The organism is Halorubrum salinum (genome assembly GCF_024494575.1).
Taxonomy (GTDB): domain Archaea; phylum Halobacteriota; class Halobacteria; order Halobacteriales; family Haloferacaceae; genus Halorubrum; species Halorubrum salinum.
Genome location: NZ_JANHDO010000001.1, coordinates 489596 through 516119 on the forward strand (window position 1 = coordinate 489596; position 26524 = coordinate 516119).

Here is a 26524-nt window from a genome sequence, read left to right on the forward strand (position 1 = left end):
CCGACCGACGGCTATTCGTCGCCGCCGACCGCACCGAGGGTCGTGCTCAGATACGTCACGACGAATCCGGGAAAGGTGCGCGAGGCGGAGCGGTACCTGACGGACGGCTCCGTCAGCCAGCTCGACTTCGATTACACGGAAGTACAGGCCGACGAACTGGGCCCGATCGCGGCCCGCGGCGCGCGGGAGGCGTACCGCCACGCCGGCGAGCCGGTCCTCGTCGACGACGCGGGGCTGTTCATCGAGGGGTTCGACGGGTTCCCCGGCCCCTACTCCGCGTACGTCGAGGAGACGCTCGGCGTTGAGCGCGTCCACGAGATCGCCGCCGACCTCGACGACCGACGGGCCGCGTTCCGGTGTACGCTCGGCTACTGTGACGGCGAGGCGTTCGCCGCCAGCCCCGACCCGGTCGACCGCGGCGACCGCGACGCGGCCGCGGCCGCCGGACCGACGACGGACGACGACCCGGCATCGGCGGAGGCGCTTCCGGTCAAGCTGTTCGAGGGGTACGTGCCCGGACGGATCGTCGCGCCCCGCGGCGACGGCGGGTTCGGGTACGATCCGATATTCGAACACGACGGCGAGACGTTCGCGGAGATGGACACGGATCGGAAGAACGCGGTCTCACACCGGGGTCGCGCCCTCGCGAAGTTCGCGGAGTGGTACGCGGACCGATAGCTCGCGGTCGCGCGGCCACTCGCGGTCGCGCAGCCGCTCACGGCCGATCGGCCGTCACGAAAACAGCGGCTTCGCCGGACGGCGTCAGTGCTCGATGTACTGCGTCTCCCACTCGATCCGGGCGTCGATCTCGCGCTGCCCGCGTCGCGTCAGCGTGTAGTAGTTCGTCCGCCGGTCGCGCTGTCCCTTCTCCACCAGTCCCTTCTCGACGAGGGTGTCGAGGTTGGGATAGAGCCGGCCGTGGTGGATCTCCTTTTCGTAGTAGTCTTCGAGTTCGTCTTTGATCGCGAGTCCGTGCGGCTCATCGAGCCCGGCGATCACGTAGAGCAGGTCACGCTGAAAACCTGTGAGGTCGTACATACAACTGCCTATACCTTCAGTTTGCGAATAAATAAATACATCGTTATAAATAGTCACTATCGCTGGTATCGGCCCGCGCTACCCCGCGATTCCACCACCTACGATATATCAGAAAAGCAACTACCGTCTGCGGTTCGACGGTCGAACTCGCTGCGATCGTCGTTTATGAGAACTGATATACTCGTGTGAGCGGCCGCTCACTCGGCGCTCTCGTTCGGTAACTCGTCGGCAGAAAGAGGCACTCCCGACGCGGAAAAAAGCCGCGTCGGGCGTGCCGTTGGTCCCCGCTGACGCTTCGGCCCTCCAGACGAAGCGTCACCCGACGGTAACGGACACGGAGTGATAAACCTGACGAGCACGCGCTACCAGTGTCCGCTCGCTCACACGTTTGCGGAGCCGAACGTGTCGCGGTCACGAACACACGTATTCGGCCGTGTTCGGACGGACACGATCCGGCGGGCGGCCGCCACGAACGGTAACGTCTATACGTCGACCGCGGGTACAACGCGAGAGCATGGACGATCGGACGCGAGAGTATCTGGAGGGGCGGTTCGGCGACTACTATCGCCACGCCTCGCCCGCCCTTCCCCCGGACGCGAACCTCCGCGAGTGGGGGCACATCCCGTGGACTCCGGGGTCGGGCACGACGATGGTGCGCCATCAGTCGCTCTTCGACCTCGGTGACGTCGACACCTTCTTCGCGGACAACGCTCCGCGGCACGCGTACTTCTCGGCCGCCCGCTACGACGACCCGGGCGCGTCGACGATGTCGAAGAAAGGGTGGCGGTCGGCCGACCTGATCTTTGATCTCGACGCCGACCACCTCCCCGGCGTCGACCCGGAGACGACGAGCTATCCCGAGATGCTGGCGGCCTGTAAGGACGCCCTCTGGCGGCTGCTCGACTTTCTCGAAGACGATTTCTCCTTCGACGACCTCACGATCGTCTTCTCCGGCGGTCGGGGGTACCACGTCCACGTCCGCGACGACGGCGTCCGCGATCTGGACAGCGAGGCGCGACGCGAGATCGTCGATTACGTCCGCGCGATCGACCTCGACACGGAGGGGTTGATCCGAACGGTGTCGGACCGCGGCACGACGAAACGCGTCCTCCGCACCGAGGGGGGATGGGGCGCTCGCGTCCACGAGGCGCTCGTCGCGTACGCGGACGACCTCCGCGAGATGGACGAGGCGGCCGCCCGCGAGCGGCTGATGGAACTCGACGGGATCGGCGAGGGGCGCGCGGAGACGATCCTCGGCGCGTTCGAGCGCAACCCGACCGCGGTCCGCGAGGGGAACGTGGAGGCCGGCGGCCCGGGTGTGCGCCGGCTCGTCTCCGCGCTCGCCGCGCGGGTGGCCGCGACCGACACCGCCCCGATCGACGAGCCGGTCACCACGGACACCAGACGGCTAATTCGGCTTCCGCGAACGCTCCACGGCGGGTCCGGACTCGTCGTCACCCCGATCGACCGCGCGGATCTCGACGACTTCGATCCGCTTCGGGACGCGGTTCCGGAGCGGTTCGTCGGCCGCGAGATCCGGATCGAGAGCGACGCGGATCGGACGGTAGAACTAAACGGCGAGAGAGTGTTAGTCGAATCCGGTAGTAACACCGTGCCCGAGTTCGCGGGGGTCTTCCTGATGGCCCGCGGCGAGGCGCGGAAAGCCTCCGAACGATGAACCTCGACGAACTCAGATCGGCGCAGGCCAAGGAACGCCGCAAGGACAGCCTCCAGCACCTGCGGGACTCCTTTTACGACGACGTGGCCGCCTACGTCGCCGACCTGCGCGCGGCCCGCGACCGGCGCGCCGAGCAGGTCGAAAAACCGTTCTCCGACGACGACGTACGGCGCATGTCCGACGAGGTCGAGACCGCAGAGGAGGTCGCAGAGGCCCTCTACGAGCGCCGCGTCGGTAAGGTCGTCAAGCTCGCCTCTTTCGCGGCGGCCGACATGCCCGTCGAAGACGAGGGGATGACGACGGAGGAGCGCGAGCTGTTCGACGACCTCGTCGATCGGATCGGCCAGAACAAGTCCCGCGTGCTCGACGTGCTCTCCGGCGACGCCCCGCCGTCGTCCGACTCGGATGCGGCGACGCGGTCCGCTGATCCCGACCCCTCGACCGCGGCCTCGACAGCCGCCTCGACTGACTCTGACCTCCCCTCGGCGTCGGACGACACCGACGACAGCGCCCTCGCGGGGGCGATGGGTGGGTCCGCCGACACGGCCGGCGGACCGCCGCTCGACGACGCCCCCTCCGCTGACGCCGGCGACGCCGGCGATCACGCCCGCGACGACGCCGACGCTCCCGCGGCCCCTTCCGAAGCGACGTCCGCCGTCGGGACCGAGGATCGGCCGCCGGCCGACGTCGCCGGAAGCGACACGTCCCGTGACGACCCCCCCCGCGACGCCGCGGCCGACGGCTCCGGGGAACCGTCCGCGTCCACTGGCCCGACTGAAGTACCGCCGGAGCCTGCCCCGCCGGGCGCGCCGGGCGTGGAGGAGTCGAACCCGCACGCACCCGACTCGGTCGCGCCCGGCAGCGACCGGAAGGAGGCTCCCGACCGCACTAGCGACGGGCCGACGGCGCGCGACACGCCCGCGCACGACGACCGCACGACCGTCAGAATCACCCGGGACGTGGGCCCGATCCTCGGCGTCGACGACCGGGAGTACGACCTCGCGAGCGAGGACGTCGTGACGCTGCCGGCGGAGAACGCGGACCCCCTCGTCCAGCGCGACGCCGCGGAGCGACTGGACTGACGCGACGGGGTCGGTTCCCTCCTGCGACGTCGACCGACGGACACTAACGCCGAGAGCGACTACTCCTCGGCGATGGAGGTCGAGTTCCTCGGCGGAGCCCGCGAGGTCGGTCGGAGCGCCGTCCTCGTCGACGACGCCCTCTTGCTCGATTACGGGCTGATGACGGGTGACCCCCCGCAGTACCCGACCCGCGACCCGGAACCCGACGCGGTCGTCGTCTCGCACGGACACCTCGACCACGTCGGGGCCGTACCGGCGCTTTTGAAGGGCTCGCGCAGGCCGACGATACACTGGACGCCGCCGACCGCGGAACTCGCACGAACCCTCGCCCGCGACACGCTCAAGCTCCACGGGAACAGCCCGCTCTGCCCTTTCTCTGCGGAGCACGTCGCGCGGCTCGGCGAGGTCGAGGCGCGACACGGGTACGCGGAGCCGTTCGTCGTCTCGGCCGGCGGTCGCGAGTACGAGGTGACGCTTTTCGACGCGGGCCATATCCCCGGTTCCGCACACGTGCTGGTGGACGACAGCGTGGGACGGAGTCCCACGGGCGATCGGACGGAGTCCGATAGCGGAGCCACCCGCCTCCTGTACACCGGCGACTTTCACACCGACGACCAGCGACTGGTGTCGGGGACGACCGCCCGACCCGACGCCGATATCGTGGTCTGCGAATCGACGTACGCCGACGTGCGCCACGAGGACCGGGAGGCGGTCGAGACGCGCTGGACCGAGCGCGTGCGGACGACGATGTGGGAGGGCGGGACGGTCGTCGCGCCCGCGTTCGCGATCGGCCGGACGCAGGAGATGCTGCTCGTCGCCGACGCCGCCGACGTGCATCCCTACGTCGACGGAATGGGCGTGGACGTGACGCGGATGCTCCGGCAGCACCCGTCGTTCCTGCGCGACCCCGAGGCGTTCCGTCGGGCGACGGGCGGGGCCCGGTTCGTGACGGGCCGCGACGGCCAACGCGAGCGGATCGCCGGCGACAACGAACTGATCGTCACCACGTCGGGGATGCTCGCCGGCGGCCCGGTCCGATCGTATCTCCCGAAGATCCGCTCGAATCCGACGAACGCGGTCACGCTGACCGGCTATCAGGTGGAGGGAACGCCCGGCAGAGAGCTACAGGACCACGGTCGGATGGAGCTGAACGGCCGGGTGCGCCCCGTGAGCGCGACCGTCGAGTCGTACGACTTCTCCGCGCACGCGGACCGAGACGGGCTGGAATCGTTCCTCTCTGACTACCCCGACGCGCGGCTGGCGATCGTCCACGGCGACCGCTGCGAGTCGTTCGCGGCCGATCTAAAAAACGCGGGATTCGACGCGAGCGCGCCCGAACTCGGGGACCGGATCGAGGCGTGAGGCGGCGGTCGCCGTGGCCACTGCGGCCGAGTCAGGCGCCGCCGTCGGTGTACGCCCAGTCGTCGAGCACGCGCTCCGCGGTCGCGTTCGCCTCGGCCGGAGAGGGACAGCAGCCGTCGACGACCTCGTCCGAGAGCGCTCCGGCGAGCGCGTAGACGGCGGCCCCGTCCGCTCGGTCGGCGACTCGCTCGAACGTCGGCCGGTACCCGGCGGCGGCGCGCTGTCCGGTCTCGTCGAGCGAGGCGTCGATGGCGTATTCGAGCTGACGAACCGCTTCCTCTGGTTCCATACCTACCGATCCGACCCCGGTTCACTTAAACGTACTCTGATTCATAACTGAGTTAATAGTGGTGCCGGCGGGGTGTCGCGGTGACGCCTCGTAGATCGACGCGCATACGCGTCGCGAGCGCCGAGGGCACCTATGACCGACGCAGACGAGCGAGCCGCCGTCGCGGAGCGCGCGGCCCGGGCCGGGGCGCGGGTCGCGGACGAGCGGTTCCGGAGCGACATCGCGGTCGAGACCAAAGGCGAGGTCGACGTGGTGACGGAGGCCGATCGCGCGGCTCAGCGGACCGTGATCGAAGCGATCCGGGAGTCGTTTCCCGACGACGCGATCGTCGGCGAGGAGGAGGACGAACGCAAGACGGTCCCCGACGAGGGCGCGGCGTGGGTGATCGATCCGATCGACGGCACGAACAACTACGTCAGAGACATCCGGGTGTGGGCGACGGCGGTCGCGGCGGTCGTCGACGGCGAGCCCGTCGCGGCCGCGGTCGTCGCGCCGGCGCTCGGCGACGTCTACACTGCCGACGCCGAGGGCTCGTACCGCAACGGCGAGCCGATCGCGGTCAGCGACGTGAGCGACGAGCGGCGGGCCACCGTCGCCCCGACGCTGTGGTGGGAGTTCGATGCCCGCGACGAGTACGCGGCGGCCTGTGAGGCCGTCGTCCGTCGGTTCGGCGACATGCGACGGCTCGGCTCGGCCCAGATCACGCTCTCGACCGCCGCCGCCGGCGGGCTCGAAGGAGTCGTCTCGAACCTGCGCGCCAACCCGTGGGACTCCGTCGCGGGCGTGTTCATCGTCCGACAGGCCGGCGGTCGCGCCACGGATCTGGAAGGCGACCGCTGGCGACACGACTCGACCGGCCTCGTCGTCTCGAACGGGGACCTCCACGACGAGGTGCTTGCGACCGCGAGAGCGGTCGAGGAGTCGACGTGATCGGCCACGGCCTCGGGCCCGACGGCTCCGGATCGTCGGCCGACGCGACCGGACGGTGGACGGTCGGTCAGCCGACGTAGTCGAACGCGACGGCGAGGTCGTCGCCGCCCCAGAAGACGAACCGGTATCGACCGGCCACGAGGTCGGGACAGACGCGGAGGGCGTCGGCGTGTGGTCCCCCCTCGACCAGCCCCGAGTCCGTCATCTCGAACTCCCACGCGAGCGTCTCGCCCGGTTCGACGCCGAGCGCCTCGTCCGTGTACCCGAACAGTGCCTCGCCGTCTGTCCCTCGGACCTCCGTCCAGCCGTCCGTCGTGCGAACTTCGAGGTTGTACTTGCCCTGATTGCCGACGTACGCCAGACGGCCGGAGACGTTCGTCAGTTCGATCCGGAACGGATCGCCGCGGGCGAGCGGCCCGTCGGCGGAGCTGGGGCCGTCTCCCGCCTCGTCGTCCGTGGTCACGATCCGCAGCGCGAGCGGACCCGCAGCGTCGTCGGTGTCGCCGTCGTCGATCCCCCCGCCGCCGCCCCAGTTGACCGCGCCCTCGTACGCCTGCGGGTGTCGCTCGAACCCCTCTGTCTCGCAGTCGAACGAGGCGGGAATCACGTTCGGTTCGCCGTCCGGGCGGACGACGCCGGGCAGCGCGCCGGGGTCGATCACGCCGTCGGCGTCGCGTACCGTCCCCGTCTCGCCCCAGCCGTCGGTGACCCGCAGCCGCACCGACTCCGGACGCGGGTCGGACTCGGCGCGCACCATCGCGGCCGGATAGGTGATCGCCTGTCCGCAGGCTTCGTTCGCCGCCGAGGTGTCTTCGACCCGTGCGCTCGCGGTCAGCGTCCCGTCTTCGATTGCGACGTCGTCGAACGACAGTTCGTCGTGACACGTCGTGGGGCCGACCGACTCGACGTACACGACGACGGCGCGTTCGAAGTCGGTCTCCGAGACGAACTCGCGCGTCTCCTCGGACGCGTCGTCGAGCAGCCAGTTCGCGTCCTCCGCTGCCGCGATGCGCGTGCAGAACCCCCGCCGCGATTCACGGTCCCACGCCGGGCCGGAGAGCGGCGATTCGACCTGCCGAACGGTCGCAACCGGGGACCGTGCGCCGCCGTCACCGCCGCCGTCGCCACCGCCTCCATCGCCACCGCCGCCGTCCCCGTCGTCACCGCCCCCGCACCCGGCGAACGCGCAGACCCCTCCGGCCGCGACGCCGCGGAGCGCCAGTCGGCGCGTGATGTCGATCATGCACCGGCCTACGCCGCGACCGAATAAGTGTCTCGTGTACGGACAAGCCGCTCTTTGTCCCACGCGCGTCGACGAAGTATAACGGACGCAAAATGAGCTATAAACAATTAAATGGGTTCTACGGGCGTTGTGAAACGTCCCGCGACCTCCGAGAAATGAGATAAAAATCCCCGAACCCTCGCCCGGCTATATGTGGGTCCCCGACGTAGCGTGAACCGAGCATGTCAACCCCCGCTCCCACTCGTCTCGCCTCCGGTCGGCACGTCGCCGGTCTGATGACCGGCACGGTGAAGGCGGTCGCCTTCTGGGCGGCCATCGTCATCCCGCTCGCGTATCCCGCGCTGCTGTACGTGGGTCTCGACGGGACGACGGGACTGTGGTTCGTCGGACTGCTCGTCGCCAACGTCGTCGCGCTCGCACTCGGCCACGATCACAAGCGCTGATCGACGGACGGGACGCAGTCGACGGACGGATCGAGCGACACGCCCTCCACGGCCCTCCGACGATCCCTCCCGCACGCCCTCCGACGATCCCTCCACGGCCCCGCCCGTATCGGTCTGTCAGTGCGGCTCAGCGTTCGCGTCGATCGACTCCGTGCCGACCCGTCTCGAAGCGCTTACCCACGGTCCGACCCGACTGCGGGTATGACCGACGAGACGCACGTCGAGTGGCGCGACTGGGGCTCCGAGGCGTTCGCCGAGGCCGACGACCGGGACCGTCCGGTGCTTCTGTCGCTGTCCGCGACGTGGTGTGAGGGCTGTCACGAGATGGACGCGGTCACGTACGCCGAACCGCGGATCGCCGCCAACGTCAACGAGGGGTTCGTCCCCGTCCGCGTCGACGTCGATCGCCACCCGCGGGTGCGCGAGCGGTACAACATGGGCGGGTTCCCGACGACGGCCTTCCTCACGCCCGACGGCGAACTGCTCACGGGCGCGGGCTACCTCGACGTCGACGGGATGCGACAGGTGCTCGAATCCGTCCGACAGATGTGGTCTGAGAAGGGCCGCGGGGCGGGCCGCGTCCCCCGCGCGCTCGACGCCGACCTGCCGCCGCGCGGCGATCTGACCGACGCCGTCGAGAGCCACCTCGCCGGGCAACTGGAGGTGAAGTACGACGAGGAGCACGCCGGCTGGGGGACGGACGCGAAGTTCCCGCTCCCGAGGACCGTCGAGTTCGCGCTGAAGCGCGACCGCGACCGCGCGCTCCGCACGCTCGACGCGGTCCGGGACCACCTCGCGGACGAGGTCGCCGGCGGCTTCTTCCGGTTCGCGGGCACCCGCGACTGGGGCGACGTGGCCTACGAGAAGCCGCTCGACACCAACGCCGCGGTGACTCGCGCGTTCGCGAACGCCTACCTCTACACCGGCGACGAGGCGTACCTCGACCCCGCGCTCGACGCCGTCTCCTTCCTCACCGACGACCTCTGGACCGGCTACGGGGTCGGCGGGAGCCTCGGACCGGGGCTCGGCCGCGCCTACTACGCCGCGCCCGCCGAGGACCGCGCCGATCTCGACTCGCCGCGCCGCGACCTCACCGTCTTCGCGGGCGGAAACGCGCTGGCGGCCGACGCGCTGCTCGCCGTCGCCGCTTACACCGACGACGACCGCGCCCGCGAGTACGCGAGCCGGATCCTCGACGGGCTCGAACGCGACCTGATCGACGCCGATTCCGGAGAAGTAACCCGCTACCGCGGCAGCGACGAGGTCGGCGAGTCTGACCTGCTCGACGACGCCGCCCACGTCGTGAGCGCGTACACCCGCGCGGCGGGGGTGCTCGGCGAGGGGGCGGCCGTCGCCCGTGCGGTCGCGGACAGAGCTATCGACCGACTCCACGTCGACGGTTCGTTCGTCGACGGCCCGCGGTCGGGTGCCGGTCTGCTCGACCGCCCGTTCCGGCCGCTCGACGGGAACGTTGAGATGGCGACCGCGCTCTCCGATCTGGCGGTACTGACCGGCGAGGAGCGGTACCGGGCTGTCGCTCGTGAGACCGCGGAGTCGTTCGCGGGCGCGACAGAGCGGCTCGGCGTCCAGGTTGCCGGCTACGGGAGCCTCGTCGGCCGACTCCTCCGGGGGACGACGGCGATCGCGGTCGGCGACGAGCCGGGGAGCGACCTCCACCGCGCCGCGTGGCGCGTCGCCGACCACGAGAAGGTCGTCGCGCCGAACGCCCACCTGGACGGGTCGCCTGCTCCAGAGACGGTTCCGGAGGGGTCGGCGGTCGTCCTCGCCGGCGACGCCGTCTCGGAGCCCGCCGAATCGCCGGACGCGCTGCTGGAGCGGGTGGCGAAAACCGCAGAGTAGGTCGGTCCGGCCTCTCGCCGGAGACGCCTACGCGACGTCCAGTTCGTCGCGGAGGTCGCCCATCCGGACCTCGCGCTCGGCGTGGGCGTTGTGCTGGTGGATCGACTCGTCGTTCGACTGTTTCATGTGGATGACCGCGTCGTCCGGGAGGTGGTCGAACTCCGAGACGGTGCCCTCGGCCAGAGCGCGGACGCAGTCCTCGACGAACTTCGCGTCGGCGTGCGCCTGGTACGTCATGTGGTCCTCGTCGGGTCGCTTCGCCATGTTGTAGATGCGCGCGCTCATCGAGTCGCGGGCGACGTCGATCAGGTCGCGCAAGTCGATCTCGGGGTGGCCGTCGGTGGTCACCGTCAGCGTCGCGTGGCCGCGCTGTGAGTGTCCCGGCTGCGGGACGGCGTCTAAGAACTCCTCCGTGGTCTCCTCGTCGACGCCGAGCTCGGCGAGCTTCTCGCGGGCTCGCGACTCGCTCATCCCCTGTGAACAGGGACAGACGGTCATCCCCGTGACCTCCGCGCCGATCTCCTCGCGGGTGCCCTCCTCCGTCGCGGTGGCGCTCGCGACGATCGTCGCCGTGCTCTGGGTCTCGATCTCGGACGCGGGCGTGTCCTCTCTGGTGACGAGTTCGGCCGACATCGACACCTCGGCCGTCGTGGTGTAGTCGTGTTTCTCCAAGAGCCGCTCTGCGGCGTCGCCACAGACCTCCTCGACGCGGTACGCCTCCTCGCGGGTGATCTCCTCTAAGATCTCGTCGACCGTCGCGAGGTTCCGGGACATGTCGATCCCCTTGCGGCCGCTCGGCAGGTCGACGAACACCTCGAACTCGGCCATGAGGACGATCGGACGGTCCCCGTTCCGCGAGATTTTGACGAGCTTCTCGACGCCGGTGACGCCGACCTGCGAGAGCCCGACGGTCACGTCGGGCGACGACGCCTGTACGTCCGGCAGCTGATGACTCATTACGCACACGGTAGGGAAGTCACGGGATTAGCCCTTTCGAAAGGGGGGCTCCGTTCGGGTGTTTCGGGCGTCGGCACACGGGTTCGAGCGGAATCGGTGTCCGAGATTTTCGGCACCGAGCGCGGCGTCGCGAACCAGCACGCGTCGGTGTGCGATCGGCTCTCGACCTCGACCCGTAACGCACCATTTATAACCGCGGCAGCGGAAGAGAACTCAAGACCATGCCGAGTTCCAATGGGCCCCAGAAGGCGACCCGCGACAAGCTTTCGAACAAACCTCGCGACCGCGGCACGTCGCCGCCGCAGCGAGCGATCCAGGAGTTCGAGGAGGGGTCGCAGGTCCACCTCAAGATCGACCCGAGCGTTCAGAAGGGACGCTTCCACCCCCGATTCGACGGCCGCACCGGGACGGTGACGGGCAAACAGGGCGCCGCGTTCAAGGTGGCGATCCCAGACGGCGGCAAGACGAAGACGCTCATCGTCCGGGCCGCCCACATGAGCGCCCAGCAGAACTGAGATGACGATATTCAAAGAGAAGGTAGACGAAGAGTACGTCACCACGTCGGAGGCGAAAGAGATCCTCGTCGAGATCGAAGCCGAGCGCGCGGAAGACGAGGACCGCGATCTCCGCTACGAACTCGCCCGCGCGATCGAGCACGTCAACCGGTTCGCCCACCTCGACGCCGACGAGTCCCGCGAACTCGTCGAGGAGCTGGCGGAGCTAGAGCAGATCGACGTGCCGACCGCCGTGAAGATCGCCGACCTCCTGCCCGAGGACCGGACCGAACTCCGATCGGTGTTCGCACAGGAGCGCTACTCGCTCGACGGCGACGAGCTCGACGACGTCCTGAACGTCGTCGCGAAGTACGCCTGAGCCGGCGGTCGCCGACCCCCTTTCTCGCTGCCTGTCGCACAGCTTCTCGAAGTGACGCACGCGACCGGGTACAGAACCGTTTCCGACCGCGTCAGTACACAAGCTCGCCGTCGATGAACTGCCGCGTGCGCTCGTCGGAGGGATCCTCGAAGACGACCTCCGTCGGAGCCATCTCGGTGACCCCCTGATCCAGTAACACCGCGACGCGGTCGGCGACCCGACGCGCCTGATGCATGTCGTGTGTCGCCACGACGACGCCGATGTCCCGGTCGCGCGCCGCGTCGATCGCCGATTCGATGACGGCGGTGTTTCGCGGATCGAGGTCGGAGGTCGGTTCATCGAGCAGCAGGACGTCGGGCCGGTACGCCAGCGCGCGAGCGAAGGAGACGCGCTGTGCCTCGCCGCCAGAGAGCGACCCGGCGTGCTGGTCGAGCGCGTCCGCGAGCCCGACGACGTCGAGCGACTCGTGGACCGCGTCGGTCGTCGAGTTCGCTCCGACCAGCGACGCGACGCCGTTTCGGAGCCGGTCGCTCCACGGTCTCCGGACTCGGAGCCCGTACTCGACGTTGCGGGCGACGGAGGCGTCGAAGAGGCTCGCCTCCTGAAACACCATCCCGACGCGCCGCCGCAGCGAGAGCCGCTCCGACTCGTCTGTGTCCCAGACGCTCGTTCCGTCGAGCGTGACGGTTCCCTCGTCGGGTTCGACAGACAGCGCGAGCAGCCTGAGAAGCGTGCTCTTCCCGACGCCCGAGGGACCGATGACGGCGACGACCTCTCCCGCGTCGACGTCGACGGAGAGGTCGTCGAAGACGGGGTCTGTGCCGTACGCCTTCGTCACCCCGGTCGCGCGGAGCATCACGGCTGTACCCCCCGATCGCCGAAGCGGACGACCACGGCGTTGACCGTCAACACGAGCGCGACGAGCACGGCCCCGAGGACCATCGCCGTCTCGTACTGTCCCTGTCTCGCCTCCAACTGGATGGCGGTCGTGAGCGTCCGCGTCTTCGAGATGCCGTCCGCGCTCGTGATGTTCCCGCCGACGATGAGCACGGAGCCGACCTCGCTTATCGCGCGGCCGAACCCGGCCAAGACGGCCGTCGCGATGCCGTACCTCGCTTCCTTGACGACCACGAGCGCGACGTCGAAGCGGGTACCGCCAAGCGCGCGCGCGGCGTCGCGAACGGACTCGTCCACGCCGGTGACGGCGGCGAGGCTGATCGCCGTGATCGGGGGCGTCGCGAGCACGAACTGTGACATGATCATCGCCTGTTTGGTGAAGATGAGTTCGAGCGAGCCGAGCGGCCCCTGATTCGAGACGGCGAACAACACGACCAGTCCGACGACCACGCTCGGGAACCCCATCCCGGTGTTGATGACCGACTTCACGAACTGCTTTCCGGGGAAGTCGGTGAGCCCCACGACGATCGCGACCGGAATGCTGAACAGCGTGCTCAACGCCACGGCGGCGAGGCTGACGTACAGCGAGACGTAGATGACACTGGAGACGTACCCCTCCCTGAACGGCGACTCGAAAAGCGCCGGCACGAACGGTACTATCGGGTCGAGCGGCACGCTCACTCGTCAGTGGACTCGCTACTCCAGCCTTCCGGAACGTACTGCTGGAAGTCGGGGTTCTCCGAAACCGCCTCCGGGAAGAACAGCTGTTCGCCGTTCACCTGGTACTCCGAGATGGCGTCTTGCACGTCGGGACTCGTGATCCAGCCGATGTACGCCATCGCGAGGTCGTAGTTCGCGTTGTCGTGCACGCCGGGGTTGACGGCCATGATCCCGTACGGGTTCGCGAGGATCTCCGGGCCGTCCTCGATCGGTCCCTGAACGAGGATCGTCAGGTCGATCTCCGACCGCTGGGAGATGAACGTCCCGCGGTCCGAGAGCGTGTACGCGCCCTGCTGGTTCGCGATGTTCAGCGCCTCGCCCATCCCCGTCCCGGTCTCCTGGTACCAGTCGCCGCCCGGGTCGGTGCCGGCGGCCTCCCAGAGGTTGAGTTCCTTGGTGTGGGTCCCGGAGTTGTCGCCGCGCGAGACGAACTGGGCTTCGGCCTCGGCGATGGCCGTGAGCGCGTCGGTCGCCGACTCCATCCCCTGAATTCCGGCCGGGTCGTCTTCGGGCCCGACGATCACGAAGTCGTTGAACATCAGGTCGCGGCGGTTGATCCCGTACCCGTTGCGCATGAACTCGTCTTCGAGCCCGCGGGCGTGGACCATCACCACGTCCGAGTCGCCGTTGCGCGCCGACTCTAAGGCCGCGCCGGTTCCCTGTGCGACCGCGTCGACGGACACGTCGTACATCTCCTCGAAGTCCCCGTGGATCTCGTCCAGTAGTCCCGTGTCGTAGGTGCTCGTCGTCGTCGTGAGCGTGAGCGTCTCGCCCGCGACGCCCGCCTCGTCGCTGGCGTCGCTCTCTCCGCCGTCGCTCCCGTCCCCGCTGTCGGTCCCGTCTCCACCGTCGCCGCCACCGGATCCCCCGTTCGACTGTGAACATCCAGCCGTGCTCGCGACCGCCCCAGCGCCGATCGCCGCGATGAACTGCCGCCGTTGTATCGTCATAGACACACCGTTGGACTGATACTAAATATAGCTTCTGCTGGACCGTCACGACGTGCTCCGAAGCGCCCCCGAATCGACGGCTTCCGTCGGGGTGGACTCTCGTTTTGCCCTAGCGCCGACGGCGGGACGACCGTCGGCGATCGACCCCGACCGATCAATGACCCCGAACGTGTTCGCGACGGTCGACACGTATCGGGGACGCCGACGGTCACGTGCGATGTCAGAACTCGACGTCAGAGAGATTCCGCCGAACGAGCGACACGACCGTATCCACGACGCCTTCGCGGACGTAGATCCCGGCGAGTCGCTCACGATCGTCAACGACCACGATCCGAAACCGCTCTTCTACGAGCTGTCGGCCGAGGTGCCGGCGTTCGACGACGAGGGGTACGCCGTCGAGCGCGAGGGTCCGGAACGGTTCGTCGCCGAGCTACCGAAGGTCGCGACGGACGGGTCCGCCGACATCGTCCGAATAGACGCGCTCTCCGGCGAGCCTCACGCGGAGGTGTTCCCCGGACGCGAGCCGAAGACGGTCCGGCTCGCGCTGTCGGCCGGCGAGGGGGTGCCCGCACACGACCATCCCGGGAGTGCGGTGCTGTTTCACGCGCTTGAGGGGTCGTTCGACGTGCGCGTCGACGACGAAACACACCGCGTCGAGGCCGGTGAACTCCTCCGATTCGACGGCGATCGAACGGTCGAGCCGACCGCGCGCGAGGACGGCGCCGCGCTCATCGTGCTGACCGAACGGTCTGATTCGTAATCACCGGCCGCGCGTGGCGCGTCACGCGCACCGAAGATGCGCTCCGGCCCGAACGTGTTCGTCGCGTTCTCGCAGGCCGGATCAGCGCATGGCCCGTTACAAACACGACACCACAATCACCGACCGACTACATGACGAACGATACGCGACTCGACCGACGACGGTTCGTACAGGCGACGACTGCCGCCGGCGCGACGCTCCTGCTCGCCGGATGTTCCGGTGGGGGCGACGGCGGTGACGGCGGCGACAGTTCCGGCGGGAGCGATGGGAGTGACGGCGGTGACAGCTCCGGCGGGAGCGACGGTTCCGGCGGCTCCGGCAACACCGCGTACCTCAGTGAAGAGCCGGACTACGGCGGCTGGTTCGATGGCGCGAACAACTACGACCAGACGGTCGACGCCACGGGACAGGACGAGGTCACCGTCGACGTCGGCGCGGGAGACGGTCTCTCGTTCGGTCCGGCCGCGGTGGCGGTGAGCCCGGGGACGACCGTCGTCTGGGAGTGGACCGGCGAGGGTGGCGGCCACAACGTCGCCGCCGAGTCCGGCGACTTCGAGAGCGAAACGGTGAGCGAAGCGGGTCACACGCTCGAACATACCTTCGAAGAGTCGGGGATCCACGAGTACGTCTGCACCCCCCACGAGGCCGTCGGCATGAAGGGTGCAGTCGTCGTGCAGTGACGCCGCCGACGGACTGAGCGGTTGCATCGTCGTCACTCTCCTTTTTTACGGCGCGCGTGACGGATTCGACGACTGCGATCCGTCGGTTGCGACGCGGTATCGATCGTCACGTCGGGACGATCTGTCTCTGCGTCTCCTCACTCCTACTTGCGTCCCGAACGTGTTCGCGCGCTTCCTATCGTATCGCAAGCCGCTGGACCAGCTATATGGGTGACCCAGCAACCGCCAACTGTCGCGAGAACACGCCACTCGCGGAGACCACCTATGTCACAGGACACACGACGGTCCACGGACGCGGGAGAATCGGACGGCCAGCCGACCGGCGACGACGGCTTCGACTCGATGCTCCCCGGACTCCGCCGGCGAGACTTCATGAAGGCCGGCGCCGCGATCGGCGGGCTGAGCGGGCTCGCGGGCTGTACCAGCCTACTGAGCGACGAGAACACTGTCGACGGGGCAGCGTCGGCTAGCGGGGTCGACAACTCCGTCCCGCCGGGCGAACACGATGAGTACTACGCGTTCCTCAGTGGGGGCCAGCAGGGCGACGTGCGGGTGTACGGCCTCCCGTCGATGCGCGAACTCATCCGCATCCCGGTGTTCAACCGGGACGCCAGCCAGGGCTACGGCCACGACGACGAGAGCCAGCAGATGCTCGAAGAGTCTGGCGGATACACCTGGGGCGACACGCACCACCCGCGGATCAGCCAGACCGACGGGGACTACGACGGCCGGTTCGCGTACGTCAACGACAAGGCGAACGGCCGGATGGCTCGCATCGACCTGACGTACTTCGAGACGGACGCCATCGTTGACATCCCGAACCAGCAGGGGACTCACGGTGCCTGCGCGCAGTTGCCGGACACCGATCTGATATTCGGCGTCGGAGAGTTCCGAACGCCGATCCCCAACGACGGGAGCGGTGAACTCCACGACCCCGACTCGTACGGCTCCGTCCTCGCCGCGATCAACCCCGAGTCGATGAACGTCGAGTGGGAGGTGCTCATCGACGGCAACATGGACAACGGCGACGGGAGCAAAGAGGGTCGGTACTTCTTCACGAGCGCGTACAACAGCGAGGAGGCCGCGACCGAATCGGGGATGACGCGCGCCGACCGCGACAACGTGAAGGCGTTCGACATCCCGCGGATCGAGGCCGCGGTCGAGGCCGGCGAGTACGAGACGATAAACGAGGTGCCGGTCGTCGACGGTCGGCAGGACAGCCCGCTCAACCAGGGCGACGAACCGATCGTCCACTACATCCCGACGCCGAAGAGCCCGCACGGGGTCAGCGTCACGCCGGACAACGAGTACGTGATCGTCAGCGGGAAGCTCGACCCGACCGCGTCGGTCATCGACATCGACGCGATCGACGAGGTCGACGACCCGACGGACGCGATCGTCGGCCAGCCGAAGCTCGGTCTGGGACCGCTCCACACCGCCTACGACGGGCGTGGCCACGCGTACACCACGCTGTTCATCGACTCGCAGGTCGTCAAGTGGGACATCGAGGAGGCAGTCGAGGCAGAGGCGCGCTCGGAGAGCCCGGTCATCGAGAAAATCGACGTGCACTACAACCCCGGCCACCTGATCGCCGCGGAGTCGTACACCGAAAACCCCGCGGGCGACTGGCTCATCTCCCTGAACAAGCTGTCGAAAGACCGGTTCCTCCCGGTCGGGCCGCAACACCCGGAGAACGACCAGCTGATCTACATCGGCGACGACGAGTCGGGGATGGAGCTCGTGAAAGACTCGCCCGCACAGGCCGAGCCGCACGACGCGTCGATCTGCCACAAGTCGAAGCTCGATCCGGCGAAGACGTACGACCCCGACGACCTCGAACTCGACTACACCGACGAGGGCGAGGAGACGATGGAGCGCGTCGAAGAGGACCGCGTCGAGATCGAGATGTACTCGACGCGGAACCACTACGGCTTCCAGGAGATGACGGTTCAGGAGGGTGACACGGTCGAGATGCAGGTGACGAACATCGAGACCACGAGCGACATGCTCCACTCGGTGGCGATCCCCGAACACGACATCAACATGCGGGTCGCCCCCCAGGAGACGCGGAAGGCGACGTTCACCGTCGACGACCCCGGTGTCTACTGGATCTACTGCGCGCACTTCTGCAGCGCGCTGCACTTAGAGATGCGCTCGCGGCTGATCGTTGAACCGGAGGGATAAGCCATGACATCGTCGCTCGCGCGGCTGGCCGAGATCCGACGCGCGCTCCCGCTCGCAGCGGCGGCGCTGCTCGTCGGCGCGCTGCTGGTTCCGGTGTGGCAGATCACGCTCACTGCGCCGCAGTATCCCAGTCAGGAACTGCTCATCGAACTGTACGCGTACCCGCGTCTGGGCGGCAACTTCGCCGAGGTACAGGGGCTCAACAAGTACGCCGGGTTCTACTACCCGGACCCGGTGTACGTCGACCCGAACTACGAGGTCCAAGAGGGGGCCATCCGCGTTCCGGAATGGCTGCTCGGACCGATCGTGTTCGTCGGCCTCGCGCTCACCGGGGCCTTCGTCGCGTTCGCGCCGACCGTCCGAAAGCTCAAGGCCGGACTCACGGCGCAGTTCGTCGGGACGATCGCCGTCTTCGTCGGCATGTTCGCGTTCATCCAGTACCGGCTCTACCAGGCCGGCCACGCGCTCGATCCGGACGCGCCGTTGCGCGGCATCGACGGGTTCACCCCGCCCCTCTTGGGTCCCTACGAGGTCGCAAACATCAGCGGCTTCGCGTGGTTCGGTCCCGGCGGGTACATGGCCGTCCTCGCCGCCGTGCTGCTCGCGGTCGCGTACCTCGCACGAGACACCGAGGCGACGGTCGCCGAACTCCCCGCGCTAGCCCGAGCGCTCCCGGGCGAGATCCGAGACGCGCTCGCGCGTCGCCGCGACGGCAGTCCCGGTTCGAACCGCGGCAGTGACGGCTCCGATCGGAAGCGTAGCGACGACCGCGACGGGGGGAGTCATGCCGGGTAGCCGCGCCGAGACCGGCTTCCTCGCCGCGGCCTGTGTCGTCGCCGCGCTCGCGCTCGTGTTGCCGGTCGCCGCCGGGGCCGCAGACGCGAGCGCCTCCACCGCTGACGCCGGGCGTGCCGCGAACGGAACCGGCGCTGCCACCGGGTTCGACGTGCCTACCGACGTCGCGGCGACCGACGTGACCGCGCCCGGCCACGACGGCACCGCGACCGTCGACGGCGAGTCGTTCGAGTCCGCACAGGCCGCGATAGACGCCGCAGCGCCCGGCGAGACGGTCACTCTCGACGGACGGTTCGACGAGCGCGTCAACGCGAGCGTCGACGGCGTGCAGCTCGTCGCGGGCGCGGACGGGGCCGTGATCGACGGCGGCGGCGAGGGACGCGTTCTGACCGTGAGCGGCGAGAACGTCACGGTCTCCGGGGTGTGGGTGCGCGGGTCCGGCAGCGACCTCGGTACGGAGGACGCCGGCGTGTTCATCGCGGGCGGCGACGCTCGGATCGAGTCGGTCAGGATCACAGACACCGCCTACGGGATCTGGATCGACGGGGTCGACGAGGCCGTCATCGACGACGTGCGGATCGACGGCCGCGAGGAGGTCTACCCCGTGACCAACCGCGGCAACGGGATCCACCTCTACGAGACGAACGGCACCGTCGTCCGCGGCAGCGAAATCGCGAACGTTCGCGACGGGATCTACTTCCAGTGGGCGACCGAGGTGCTCGCCGCGAACAACACGATCCGGGACGCGCGGTACGGCGTCCACTACATGTACTCGGACGACAACCGCCTCGTCGACAACGTCGCCGCCGATAACGGCGTCGGCTACGCGCTGATGGTGAGCGAGGGGCTCGACGTGCGGAACAACGTCGCCTTACGTAACGGCGGTACGAGCGGCCACGGAATCATGGCGAAAGACATCGAGGAGTCGACGATCGCCGGCAACCATCTCGTCGCGAACCGGCACGGCCTGTACCTGTACAACGCGCAGGACAACCGGGTCGTCGACAACCTGCTGTACCACAACGGGGTCGGGGTCCACAGCGCCGCCGAGAGCAACAACGCGGTCGTCGCCGGCAACAGCTTCGTCGCCAACGACCGCGCCGCACGGACCGCCCGCAACTCGCTCGCCGTCTGGAACGGGACCGACCGCGGCAACTACTGGTCCGGTGCGCGAGTCGCCGACCGCGACGGCGACGGGACGAGCGAGATCCGCCACCGCCCGATCGGACTCGTCGAGAACCTCGTAGACGCCCATCCGCAGGCGGCCGTCTTCGCCGACAGCCCGGCGTTCGAGGCGGTTCGGCTCGCCGAGAGTTCGTTCCCGGTGATCGAGTCGCCGGGTATCGTCGACCGCCGTCCCTTGGCCGAGCCGAACCACGACTGGCGCGTCTACGCCCCGGACGACGAGGCGGCCGAGCCGAGAGGTGGAGAGACGACTACGACGGCGAGCGACGACACCGACCGCGGCGGGAACCGAACCGCAGACACGGAGGGACACCAATGAGGATCGACGCCACTGACGTTCACAAGACGTACGGGGACGTGACCGCTCTCGACGGCCTCTCGCTGTCGATCCCGAGCGGATCGACGTTCGGTGTCCTCGGCACCAACGGTGCCGGGAAGTCGACGCTGTTCCGGCTGCTCGTCGGCCACGATCGCCCCGACGCCGGCACGGTCGCGGTCGGGGGCACCGACGTGACGGACGACGGCCGTCGGATCCGCGAGCTGGTCGGCTACCTCCCCGAACACGTCGGCTTCCCCGACGGGCTCACCGGTCGCGAGGTGCTCGGTTTCCACTCGCGGGTCCGCGGGCTTCCCCGTGACGGCCGCGTCGCGGACGCGATCGACCGCGTCGGTCTCGCGCCGGAGGAGGCCGACCGCCGCGTCTCGGGGTACTCGAACGGGATGTGCCGGCGGCTCGGGCTGGCGTCGGTGCTGTTGCCCGACCCCGACGTGCTCGTCTTGGACGAGCCGACCGCCGGGCTCGACCCTCGCGGCGTCGACGAGTTCCACGCCATCATCGAGGAGGTCACGTCGTCGTCGGACGCGACGGTGGTTTTCTGCTCGCACGTCCTCCCTGAGGTTGAACGGCTCTGTGATCGCGCAGCGGTGCTCCACGAGGGCCGAGTTCACGCGGCCGGACCGATCGACGCACTCGCGGCCGACGCTGCGGACGACGACACCGGCGCGGCGAACCGCGCAGACGACCGCCACCGCGGCGGTCTCCGCGCCGCGTTCCGCGCGGCCGTGACAGACGCGTCCGCCGATGAGCCGTCGGAGGTGGCACCATGACGGGCCCCGTCGACCCCGACGAGAGGGCGTCGGACCGACGGACGCCGGACGAGCGAGAGTCTGCTCCCGACGAGACGGGGACGCGACCCGACGGCGGGCACGCCGGCGCGACGGTCGAGGCGTCGACGACGCCGGTGACGGCCGCGAACGCCGCGGCGGTCCGCGGTTCGGTTCGGCGGGTCCTGACGGTCGCCGTGACGGAGTACCGGCTCGCGGTCCGGAGCCGCTGGGCCCTCGCGCTGACCGGGCTGTTCGTCGTCTTCGGCGCGATGATCCTGACCTTCAGCGGCTCCGCGCTCGGTCCCGACGGGGCCGGGCGGGTCGTGGCGTCACTGACGAGTCTCGCCGCCTACCTCGTCCCGCTCGCGGCGCTCGCGCTCGGCTACGACGCGGTCGTCGGACGCGAAGACGAGGGATGGCTCGCGGTCACGTTCTCGCTTCCCGTGCGCCGGAGCGAGGTCGTCGTCGGGACGTACCTCGGGCGGCTGGCAGTGCTCGCTGGGGCGACGGTCCTCGGATTCGGGTTCAGCGGCGTCCTGATCGTCCGCGAGTTCGGGATCGGCGCGTGGTCCGCGTTTCTCGGGTTCCTCCTCGGCGCGGTCGCCGTGGGATCCGCGTTCCTCGCGGTCGCACTGCTTTTGTCGACGGTCGTCCGCGAGAAGACCCACGCGCTGGGCGCGGCGCTGCTGGTGTGGGTCTGGTTCGTCTTGATCCACGACCTGCTCGCGCTCGGATTGGTCGCCGCGTTCGAACTGCCGGACATCGCGCTCACGGCCTTCGTGCTGTCGAACCCGGTGAGCGCGTTCCGCGTGCTCGTCTTGAGCGGGCTCGGCGCTGCGGCTGGCGGCGGCTTCACCGCCCTCCTCGTCGACAGCGGGCTCTCGACCGCCTCTATCACGTTCGCGCTGATCGCGTGGTGTCTCGTCCCGGTCGCGGTCGCGGCGCGGTTTGTCCGTCGACGGCGGCTCTGATTTTCCGGGTCGTTTCACTCGACCGGGTCGGGTCGCGTCACTGGACGCGATCGACGCCTTCGGGGCCGTCGTCGATCGATTCAAAGTCGACCGGGCGGCGCGGGAGGTCGTCGACGAACTCTCGGACGACGGTGCGCTCGACGCGCTGGAGCACTTCGCTACAGGTCGATTTGGCGATGCCGACGTGGTCGGCCACCTCGGTGAGCGTGCATTCTCGGGGGACGTCGTAGTAGCCGCGGTCGACCGCCTCGAAGAGGACTTCTCGCTGGCGCGCCGTGAGAGACCCGCCGGGGTTCACGCGCTGCTGGACGTAGTCGACCTCGAACTCCGCGCCGACGTCGCGGAGCGCGTCGCCGAACTTCGCCACGCGTTCGTGCGGGCCGGTGATGTCGACGCGGGCGACGCCGTCACAGATCTCGACGGGCATCTCGATCGGGACGCCCGCTCGGCGCGCAACCGTCTGTAACAGCGGGACGAGTGCCGCTACTTGGAGCGTCAGCATGCCGTCGTCCTCGGCCATCACCGAAACGTCAGTGATCGTGTCGTGTTCCTCGACCGCGTCGAGGATCGGGTCCACGTCGTCGGCGGTGACCCGAACCAGCGCGAACCCGCCCCCGTCGTCGGGCGTCGCGGTCAGCACCTGAAACCGCGCGTTCGGGAACTCGCGGGAGATGTCGCCGACCCACGGGCCGTCCGGGATGTCAACTCGGAGACGTGCCTGTGCCATGGTACCGCTTCGTCGTCGCGGTGGAAGTACCTTCGGCTCCGCAGTTTCGTCGCTCGTTCTCGGCGATACACGGCATCGAGCGGCCGTTATCCGTCCGACTCGCCGCGAAGCGCACCCGGTGCGTGCTCGACCACGACGCGCGCGACGTTTGCGACGAAGAGCGCGACACCGAGGGCGACGAGGACGAGTCCAGCGCGGACGACGAGACCGATCGACGTCGCGACGGGAACGCTCCCGACGCCCGCACCGCCTGCGATGTCCAGACCCCCAGCGACACCCGCCTCACCGGCGACACCCACAACGACCAGCAGGGCTCCTGTGAGCGTACACCACAGGTCCGTCCTAGCGATCCGCGCGTCGTAGAGGTCGTCGATCATCGGGACTTGTTCGAGTCCAACGCGGTCCGCGTACCGCTCCAGCCAGACGATGAACGGAACCACGTGGTACAGCGTTCCGACAACGACGAAGCCGACGAGGGCCGCGAACAGCGGCAGCCCCAGCGTCGGGTGGCCGAACCGGACCGCGGCTCCCGTCGCACTGTCGGTCCACGCGAGCGCGGCGCTCGTCGCCCAGGCGACCGCGGCGACGCCGACCACCGCGTACCGAGAGACCATCGGCGTCGTCGCTCCCGAGGCAGCGAGGACGCGTCGCAGCAGCACCGCGCCGGCCAACCCCGTTCCGAGCGCGACCGCGACACCACCGACGGTCGCGACGCCTTCGACGCCCGTCAGCCGTCCGCCAGCGAGGACGAGCACGCCGGTCGGCGCGGCGACCGACTCCAACTGCGTCGCGACTCGATCGACCGCGGTCGGCTGCTCTCGCGTGAACATCGGACCGAGCTGATAGAGCGCAGCGACGACGGTCGTGAGTACGCCGCCGAGTACCGCGAGCGTGACGTGCGCGTCCGCGACCGCGGACCGGGAGAGCCCGCCGGAGCCGACGACCCCGGCGACAGCGTCCGGCCACCCGAGCCCGGTCGCCGGAAACAGTCCGTACCGATAGTCGATCGCGAGGAGCCACCCGAGCGACGCCGCCAGCGCGAGGTAGCCGACCGCGGCCGCGAAGTGCCTCTCGGTGACGTCGAGCGGGCGCGCCCGCCACAGGGTTGCGAGCAGGTTCGCGGCGAACGCCCACACCCCGGCGAGCAGCACGGTCGCGAACGCGGCGGTCGCGGCGGGCCGTCCGATCCAGAGCAGGCCGGCGAAGCCGGCGACGCCCACCGCAGACAGCGTCAGATCCAACGACGCGAGGCGGTCGGAGTACAGCTCGACACCGGCCCACACCGGGACGAACTGCGTCATCGCGCCGAAGATGGTGATCCCGACCCATCCGGCAAACAGCAGGTGTGCGACCGCGACGCCGTCGAGTCCCGCCGCGAGGAACGACCCGCCGGTCGCCGCGAGCGACCCCGCGGTCGAGCCGACCCCAACGGCGGTCCCGAGAGCGAGGAACCCGAACCCGACGACGAAGTGTCGCAGCGGGATCGTCGTGGGGGGCGCTGCGTCCGTCGAGAGATCGCCTCGCAGATCCTCCATACCGAACGGATCTCCCTCGACGCTCCTCAACCCGTCTCCGAACATATTCGCCTGCCCGGAGATTCGAGAGGGCCCGCTGAACATGTTCGTCACAAGCGACCCGGTGATGGGACGCGTCGTCTCACACATGGGATCCGAAACCGTCGATTCGACGGCGATCGAACGGGCGGTAGCCGAGCGGACGGACGCGCCGACCGGAGGTGAGACCGAGTCTCTCGACGTCCGCGAACTTGGACCGCCCGAACCGCTCCGGAAGACGCTAGAACGGATCGAGGCGCTCCCGGAGGAAGGGGTCTTGCTCCAGTACAACGACCGGTCCCCGAAGTTCCTCTTCCCGCGGCTCGACGAGCGGGGGTTCGCGTACGCCGCAGTCGAAACCGACGCGACAGACGCGGTCGTCACGGCGATTTGGCCCGACGGATCCGAGGGGGTGGAGTCGTGAGTCTCCTCGGCGGGTCCGAGCCGGAGTTCGATCCGGTCGATGCATTCACCCCCGACCACCTCCCGGAGCCTGGACCATTCGTCCGGGAACACGACGTGTTGGCCGGTGCGCGCCACGCCACGGTCCACGAGCACGTCACCGACGCCTTCGAGGAGCACGACGTGTACGACGCCACCTTCGGCTACAACCTCGCCCGGCTCAGTCTCGACCCGAGGCATCCAGACGCGGGGTTCCGGTACGCCGAGGCCGCGGACAACGGGAGCGACGACGTGGTCCTCCGCGTCGAGTTCACGCCGACGACCGCGTTCTGCCCGCAGGCGGAACCGCTCGCGGTGGGGGCGCTCCGGGCACTGCGTTCGACTTCCGAAATCACCCACGACGCGGTCGAACTCCGGATCGCCGAGCGGGCCGACAACGCCGACCAGATCAACGAGCGGCTCGCGACGCTCTCGGCCGATGGTCCCTGATGCTCCCCGATGGTCCCCGATGATCCCGCGGCGGGTGCGGAGGTCGACACCTCGCGACGCGAGCGGGTGGTCGCTCGGACGGAAATCCGCGTCTCGCTCCGCCCTGAGGAACACGTTCGGGGGTCTGCCCAAAGGGATCGGGGCCGTACTGCGATCTGACAATGTTCGACGACATCGACCCGACTCGGCGGCCGCTCGTCCTCGTCTGGGAGGTGACACAGGCCTGCGGGCTCGCCTGTCGCCACTGCCGGGCGAACGCCCGTCCAGAGCGCCATCCCGACGAACTCACGACCGCGGAGGGAAAGCGACTGCTGGAGGACGCGGCCGAGTTCGGTGACAACCAGCTGATCGTGCTCTCCGGAGGCGACCCGCTCGTCCGCGACGACCTCATCGAACTGGCCGCACACGGCGATGATTTGGGTCACCGGATGACGATCACGCCGAGCGGAACCCGGTCGTTGACGCCGGATCTGGTCTGCGCTCTCGAAGCCGCCGGGATCTGCCGGATGGCGCTCAGCCTCGACGGCTCGACCCGCGAGCGCCACGACGACTTCCGCGGCGAGGAGAGCTTCGAGGACACGATGAGGGCCGCGCGCGCGGCGCGTGACGCCGGGATCCCCCTCCAGATCAACACCACCGTTTGCGCGGACACGGTCGCGGACCTCCCCGCGATCCGGGACCGCGTCCGCGAGTTGGGTGCGGTCCTCTGGAGCGTCTTCTTCCTCGTCCCGGTCGGGCGCGGTCGCGTGCTCGATCCCGTCTCACCTGAGCGCGCCGAGGAGACGATGGCGTGGCTCCACGAGGTCTCCGAAGCCGAGGCGTTCGGCGTCAAGACCACGGAGGCACCCTTCTACCGACGGGTCGGACTCCAGCGAGCGAGCGCGGGAGAGACCGACAGTGCCGCCGAACGCCGCGGCGGGATCACGGCCGGCCGCGGGTTTGCGTTCGTCAGCCACACCGGCGAGGTGTATCCGTCCGGGTTCCTGCCAGCCTCCGCCGGCAACGTCCGCGATCGGGACCTCGTCGACGTGTACCGGAACGCCGACCTGTTCGAGTCGCTACGCGATCCCGACGCCTTCGCCGGGAAGTGCGGAGTCTGCGAGTTCCGACAGGTCTGTGGCGGCAGTCGGTCCCGAGCGTACGCTGCCACCGGCGACCCGCTGGAGAGTGACCCGCTCTGTTCGTACGTCCCCGAGGAGTACGACGGTCCGCTCCCGAACCGACAGACGACAACCGGAGAGCGGAGTGAACCGGCGGAGTGACGCAGAACGGCTTTCTTTTCACGGAGAACCGAGGAGAACGCCTCGCGCTTCAGCGCGGGAGATGTCTAGCTTCGCCAAACGCCGATA

General features: G+C 69.0%; 28 protein-coding genes. 19 read left to right on the top strand and 9 right to left on the bottom strand.

The window, feature by feature from the left end:
* The first annotated feature begins 42 nt into the window (after window positions 1–42).
* Entirely contained in the window at window positions 43–678 is a 636-nt protein-coding gene (locus NO930_RS02500; RefSeq protein WP_137784028.1) for a non-canonical purine NTP pyrophosphatase, read from the top strand.
* 84 nt (window positions 679–762) lie between these two features.
* On the opposite strand, the gene NO930_RS02505 is transcribed toward NO930_RS02500, so the two are convergent.
* Window positions 763–1038 (bottom strand): PadR family transcriptional regulator, encoded by a 276-nt coding sequence (locus tag NO930_RS02505; RefSeq protein WP_049983293.1) that lies wholly within the window; start codon window positions 1036–1038, stop codon window positions 763–765.
* Between the two features lie 514 nt (window positions 1039–1552).
* On the opposite strand from NO930_RS02505, the gene priS reads away from it, so the two are divergent.
* The 3 genes from priS (at window position 1553) to NO930_RS02520 (ending at window position 5160) form a co-directional block, all read left to right on the top strand.
* Window positions 1553–2716, top strand: a complete 1164-nt coding sequence (gene priS / locus NO930_RS02510) for a DNA primase small subunit PriS (RefSeq protein WP_137784029.1) — start codon at window positions 1553–1555, stop codon at window positions 2714–2716.
* The gene (locus NO930_RS02515; RefSeq protein WP_256402369.1) at window positions 2713–3798 is read left to right on the top strand and encodes a DNA replication complex subunit Gins51; all 1086 of its coding nucleotides are present in this window, start codon (window positions 2713–2715) and stop codon (window positions 3796–3798) included. Before priS ends, NO930_RS02515 begins: the two co-directional genes overlap by 4 nt.
* Window positions 3799–3870: 72 nt before the next feature.
* Window positions 3871–5160 carry an MBL fold metallo-hydrolase gene (locus NO930_RS02520; protein ID WP_256402370.1) on the top strand — a complete coding sequence of 430 codons (1290 nt, stop codon included), beginning with the start codon at window positions 3871–3873 and terminating at the stop codon, window positions 5158–5160.
* A gap of 31 nt (window positions 5161–5191) precedes the next feature.
* On the opposite strand, the gene NO930_RS02525 is transcribed toward NO930_RS02520, so the two are convergent.
* A complete protein-coding gene (locus NO930_RS02525) occupies window positions 5192–5449 on the bottom strand; it encodes a hypothetical protein (RefSeq protein ID WP_137784036.1) in 258 nt (85 codons plus the stop codon).
* A gap of 132 nt (window positions 5450–5581) precedes the next feature.
* Here NO930_RS02525 and NO930_RS02530 point away from each other — a divergent pair, with 132 nt between their 5' ends.
* Window positions 5582–6379 carry an inositol monophosphatase family protein gene (locus NO930_RS02530; RefSeq protein ID WP_256402371.1) on the top strand — a complete coding sequence of 266 codons (798 nt, stop codon included), beginning with the start codon at window positions 5582–5584 and terminating at the stop codon, window positions 6377–6379.
* A gap of 67 nt (window positions 6380–6446) precedes the next feature.
* On the opposite strand, the gene NO930_RS02535 is transcribed toward NO930_RS02530, so the two are convergent.
* Window positions 6447–7622 (bottom strand): hypothetical protein, encoded by a 1176-nt coding sequence (locus tag NO930_RS02535; protein WP_256402372.1) that lies wholly within the window; start codon window positions 7620–7622, stop codon window positions 6447–6449.
* A 221-nt stretch (window positions 7623–7843) separates the two neighbouring features.
* Between NO930_RS02535 and NO930_RS02540 the strand changes: the two genes are divergently transcribed.
* Window positions 7844–8065, top strand: a complete 222-nt coding sequence (locus NO930_RS02540) for a DUF8028 family protein (protein ID WP_137784953.1) — start codon at window positions 7844–7846, stop codon at window positions 8063–8065.
* Window positions 8066–8266: 201 nt separating this feature from the next.
* Window positions 8267–9925 carry a DUF255 domain-containing protein gene (locus tag NO930_RS02545; protein ID WP_256402373.1) on the top strand — a complete coding sequence of 553 codons (1659 nt, stop codon included), beginning with the start codon at window positions 8267–8269 and terminating at the stop codon, window positions 9923–9925.
* A gap of 27 nt (window positions 9926–9952) precedes the next feature.
* Here the strand turns inward: NO930_RS02545 and mptA are convergent, their stop codons facing one another.
* Entirely contained in the window at window positions 9953–10882 is a 930-nt protein-coding gene (mptA, locus tag NO930_RS02550; RefSeq protein ID WP_137783279.1) for a GTP cyclohydrolase MptA, read from the bottom strand.
* Between the two features lie 221 nt (window positions 10883–11103).
* Between mptA and NO930_RS02555 the strand changes: the two genes are divergently transcribed.
* Both NO930_RS02555 and NO930_RS02560 read left to right on the top strand, forming a co-directional pair.
* A complete protein-coding gene (locus NO930_RS02555; protein WP_137783278.1) occupies window positions 11104–11397 on the top strand; it encodes a 50S ribosomal protein L21e in 294 nt (97 codons plus the stop codon).
* 1 nt (window position 11398) lies between these two features.
* Entirely contained in the window at window positions 11399–11755 is a 357-nt protein-coding gene (locus tag NO930_RS02560; RefSeq protein ID WP_137783277.1) for an RNA polymerase Rpb4 family protein, read from the top strand.
* 91 nt (window positions 11756–11846) lie between these two features.
* Here the strand turns inward: NO930_RS02560 and NO930_RS02565 are convergent, their stop codons facing one another.
* From NO930_RS02565 to NO930_RS02575, 3 genes are read right to left on the bottom strand one after another with little or no spacing between them, the layout of a single operon-like run.
* Window positions 11847–12611, bottom strand: a complete 765-nt coding sequence (locus NO930_RS02565; protein ID WP_256402374.1) for an amino acid ABC transporter ATP-binding protein — start codon at window positions 12609–12611, stop codon at window positions 11847–11849.
* A complete protein-coding gene (locus NO930_RS02570; RefSeq protein WP_345780031.1) occupies window positions 12611–13333 on the bottom strand; it encodes an ABC transporter permease in 723 nt (240 codons plus the stop codon). Before NO930_RS02570 ends, NO930_RS02565 begins: the two co-directional genes overlap by 1 nt.
* Window positions 13330–14322, bottom strand: coding sequence for an ABC transporter substrate-binding protein (locus NO930_RS02575; RefSeq protein ID WP_137783275.1), 993 nt, complete (start codon window positions 14320–14322; stop codon window positions 13330–13332). The genes NO930_RS02570 and NO930_RS02575 overlap by 4 nt, the downstream gene beginning before the upstream one ends.
* Window positions 14323–14539: 217 nt before the next feature.
* Here NO930_RS02575 and NO930_RS02580 point away from each other — a divergent pair, with 217 nt between their 5' ends.
* The 7 genes from NO930_RS02580 to NO930_RS02610 all read left to right on the top strand — a co-directional run bounded on the left by NO930_RS02580 (window position 14540) and on the right by NO930_RS02610 (window position 22004).
* Complete coding sequence (locus NO930_RS02580; RefSeq protein WP_256402375.1) at window positions 14540–15082, top strand: DUF2249 domain-containing protein; 543 nt, start codon at window positions 14540–14542, stop codon at window positions 15080–15082.
* A 131-nt stretch (window positions 15083–15213) separates the two neighbouring features.
* Window positions 15214–15762: a halocyanin domain-containing protein gene (locus tag NO930_RS02585; protein WP_137783556.1), complete on the top strand. Its 549-nt coding sequence runs from the start codon at window positions 15214–15216 to the stop codon at window positions 15760–15762.
* 264 nt (window positions 15763–16026) lie between these two features.
* A complete protein-coding gene (gene nosZ, locus NO930_RS02590; RefSeq protein WP_137783557.1) occupies window positions 16027–17946 on the top strand; it encodes a TAT-dependent nitrous-oxide reductase in 1920 nt (639 codons plus the stop codon).
* Between the two features lie 3 nt (window positions 17947–17949).
* The gene (locus NO930_RS02595) at window positions 17950–18741 is read left to right on the top strand and encodes a hypothetical protein (protein ID WP_137783558.1); all 792 of its coding nucleotides are present in this window, start codon (window positions 17950–17952) and stop codon (window positions 18739–18741) included.
* Entirely contained in the window at window positions 18731–20245 is a 1515-nt protein-coding gene (gene nosD / locus NO930_RS02600) for a nitrous oxide reductase family maturation protein NosD (RefSeq protein ID WP_256402376.1), read from the top strand. The genes NO930_RS02595 and nosD overlap by 11 nt, the downstream gene beginning before the upstream one ends.
* A complete protein-coding gene (locus NO930_RS02605; protein ID WP_256402377.1) occupies window positions 20242–21033 on the top strand; it encodes an ABC transporter ATP-binding protein in 792 nt (263 codons plus the stop codon). The genes nosD and NO930_RS02605 overlap by 4 nt, the downstream gene beginning before the upstream one ends.
* A complete protein-coding gene (locus NO930_RS02610; RefSeq protein WP_137783074.1) occupies window positions 21030–22004 on the top strand; it encodes an ABC transporter permease in 975 nt (324 codons plus the stop codon). The genes NO930_RS02605 and NO930_RS02610 overlap by 4 nt, the downstream gene beginning before the upstream one ends.
* Before the next feature lie 37 nt (window positions 22005–22041).
* On the opposite strand, the gene NO930_RS02615 is transcribed toward NO930_RS02610, so the two are convergent.
* Window positions 22042–22731, bottom strand: coding sequence for a helix-turn-helix domain-containing protein (locus tag NO930_RS02615; protein ID WP_256402378.1), 690 nt, complete (start codon window positions 22729–22731; stop codon window positions 22042–22044).
* An 86-nt stretch (window positions 22732–22817) separates the two neighbouring features.
* Window positions 22818–24266, bottom strand: a complete 1449-nt coding sequence (locus NO930_RS02620) for a hypothetical protein (RefSeq protein ID WP_256402379.1) — start codon at window positions 24264–24266, stop codon at window positions 22818–22820.
* Between the two features lie 82 nt (window positions 24267–24348).
* On the opposite strand from NO930_RS02620, the gene NO930_RS02625 reads away from it, so the two are divergent.
* The 3 genes from NO930_RS02625 (at window position 24349) to NO930_RS02635 (ending at window position 26437) form a co-directional block, all read left to right on the top strand.
* Entirely contained in the window at window positions 24349–24708 is a 360-nt protein-coding gene (locus tag NO930_RS02625; protein WP_137783071.1) for a DUF2249 domain-containing protein, read from the top strand.
* Window positions 24705–25175 carry a DUF7998 family protein gene (locus NO930_RS02630; protein ID WP_137783070.1) on the top strand — a complete coding sequence of 157 codons (471 nt, stop codon included), beginning with the start codon at window positions 24705–24707 and terminating at the stop codon, window positions 25173–25175. The genes NO930_RS02625 and NO930_RS02630 overlap by 4 nt, the downstream gene beginning before the upstream one ends.
* A gap of 161 nt (window positions 25176–25336) precedes the next feature.
* Window positions 25337–26437, top strand: coding sequence for a TIGR04053 family radical SAM/SPASM domain-containing protein (locus tag NO930_RS02635; protein ID WP_137783069.1), 1101 nt, complete (start codon window positions 25337–25339; stop codon window positions 26435–26437).
* The last annotated feature ends 87 nt before the right edge of the window (window positions 26438–26524 follow it).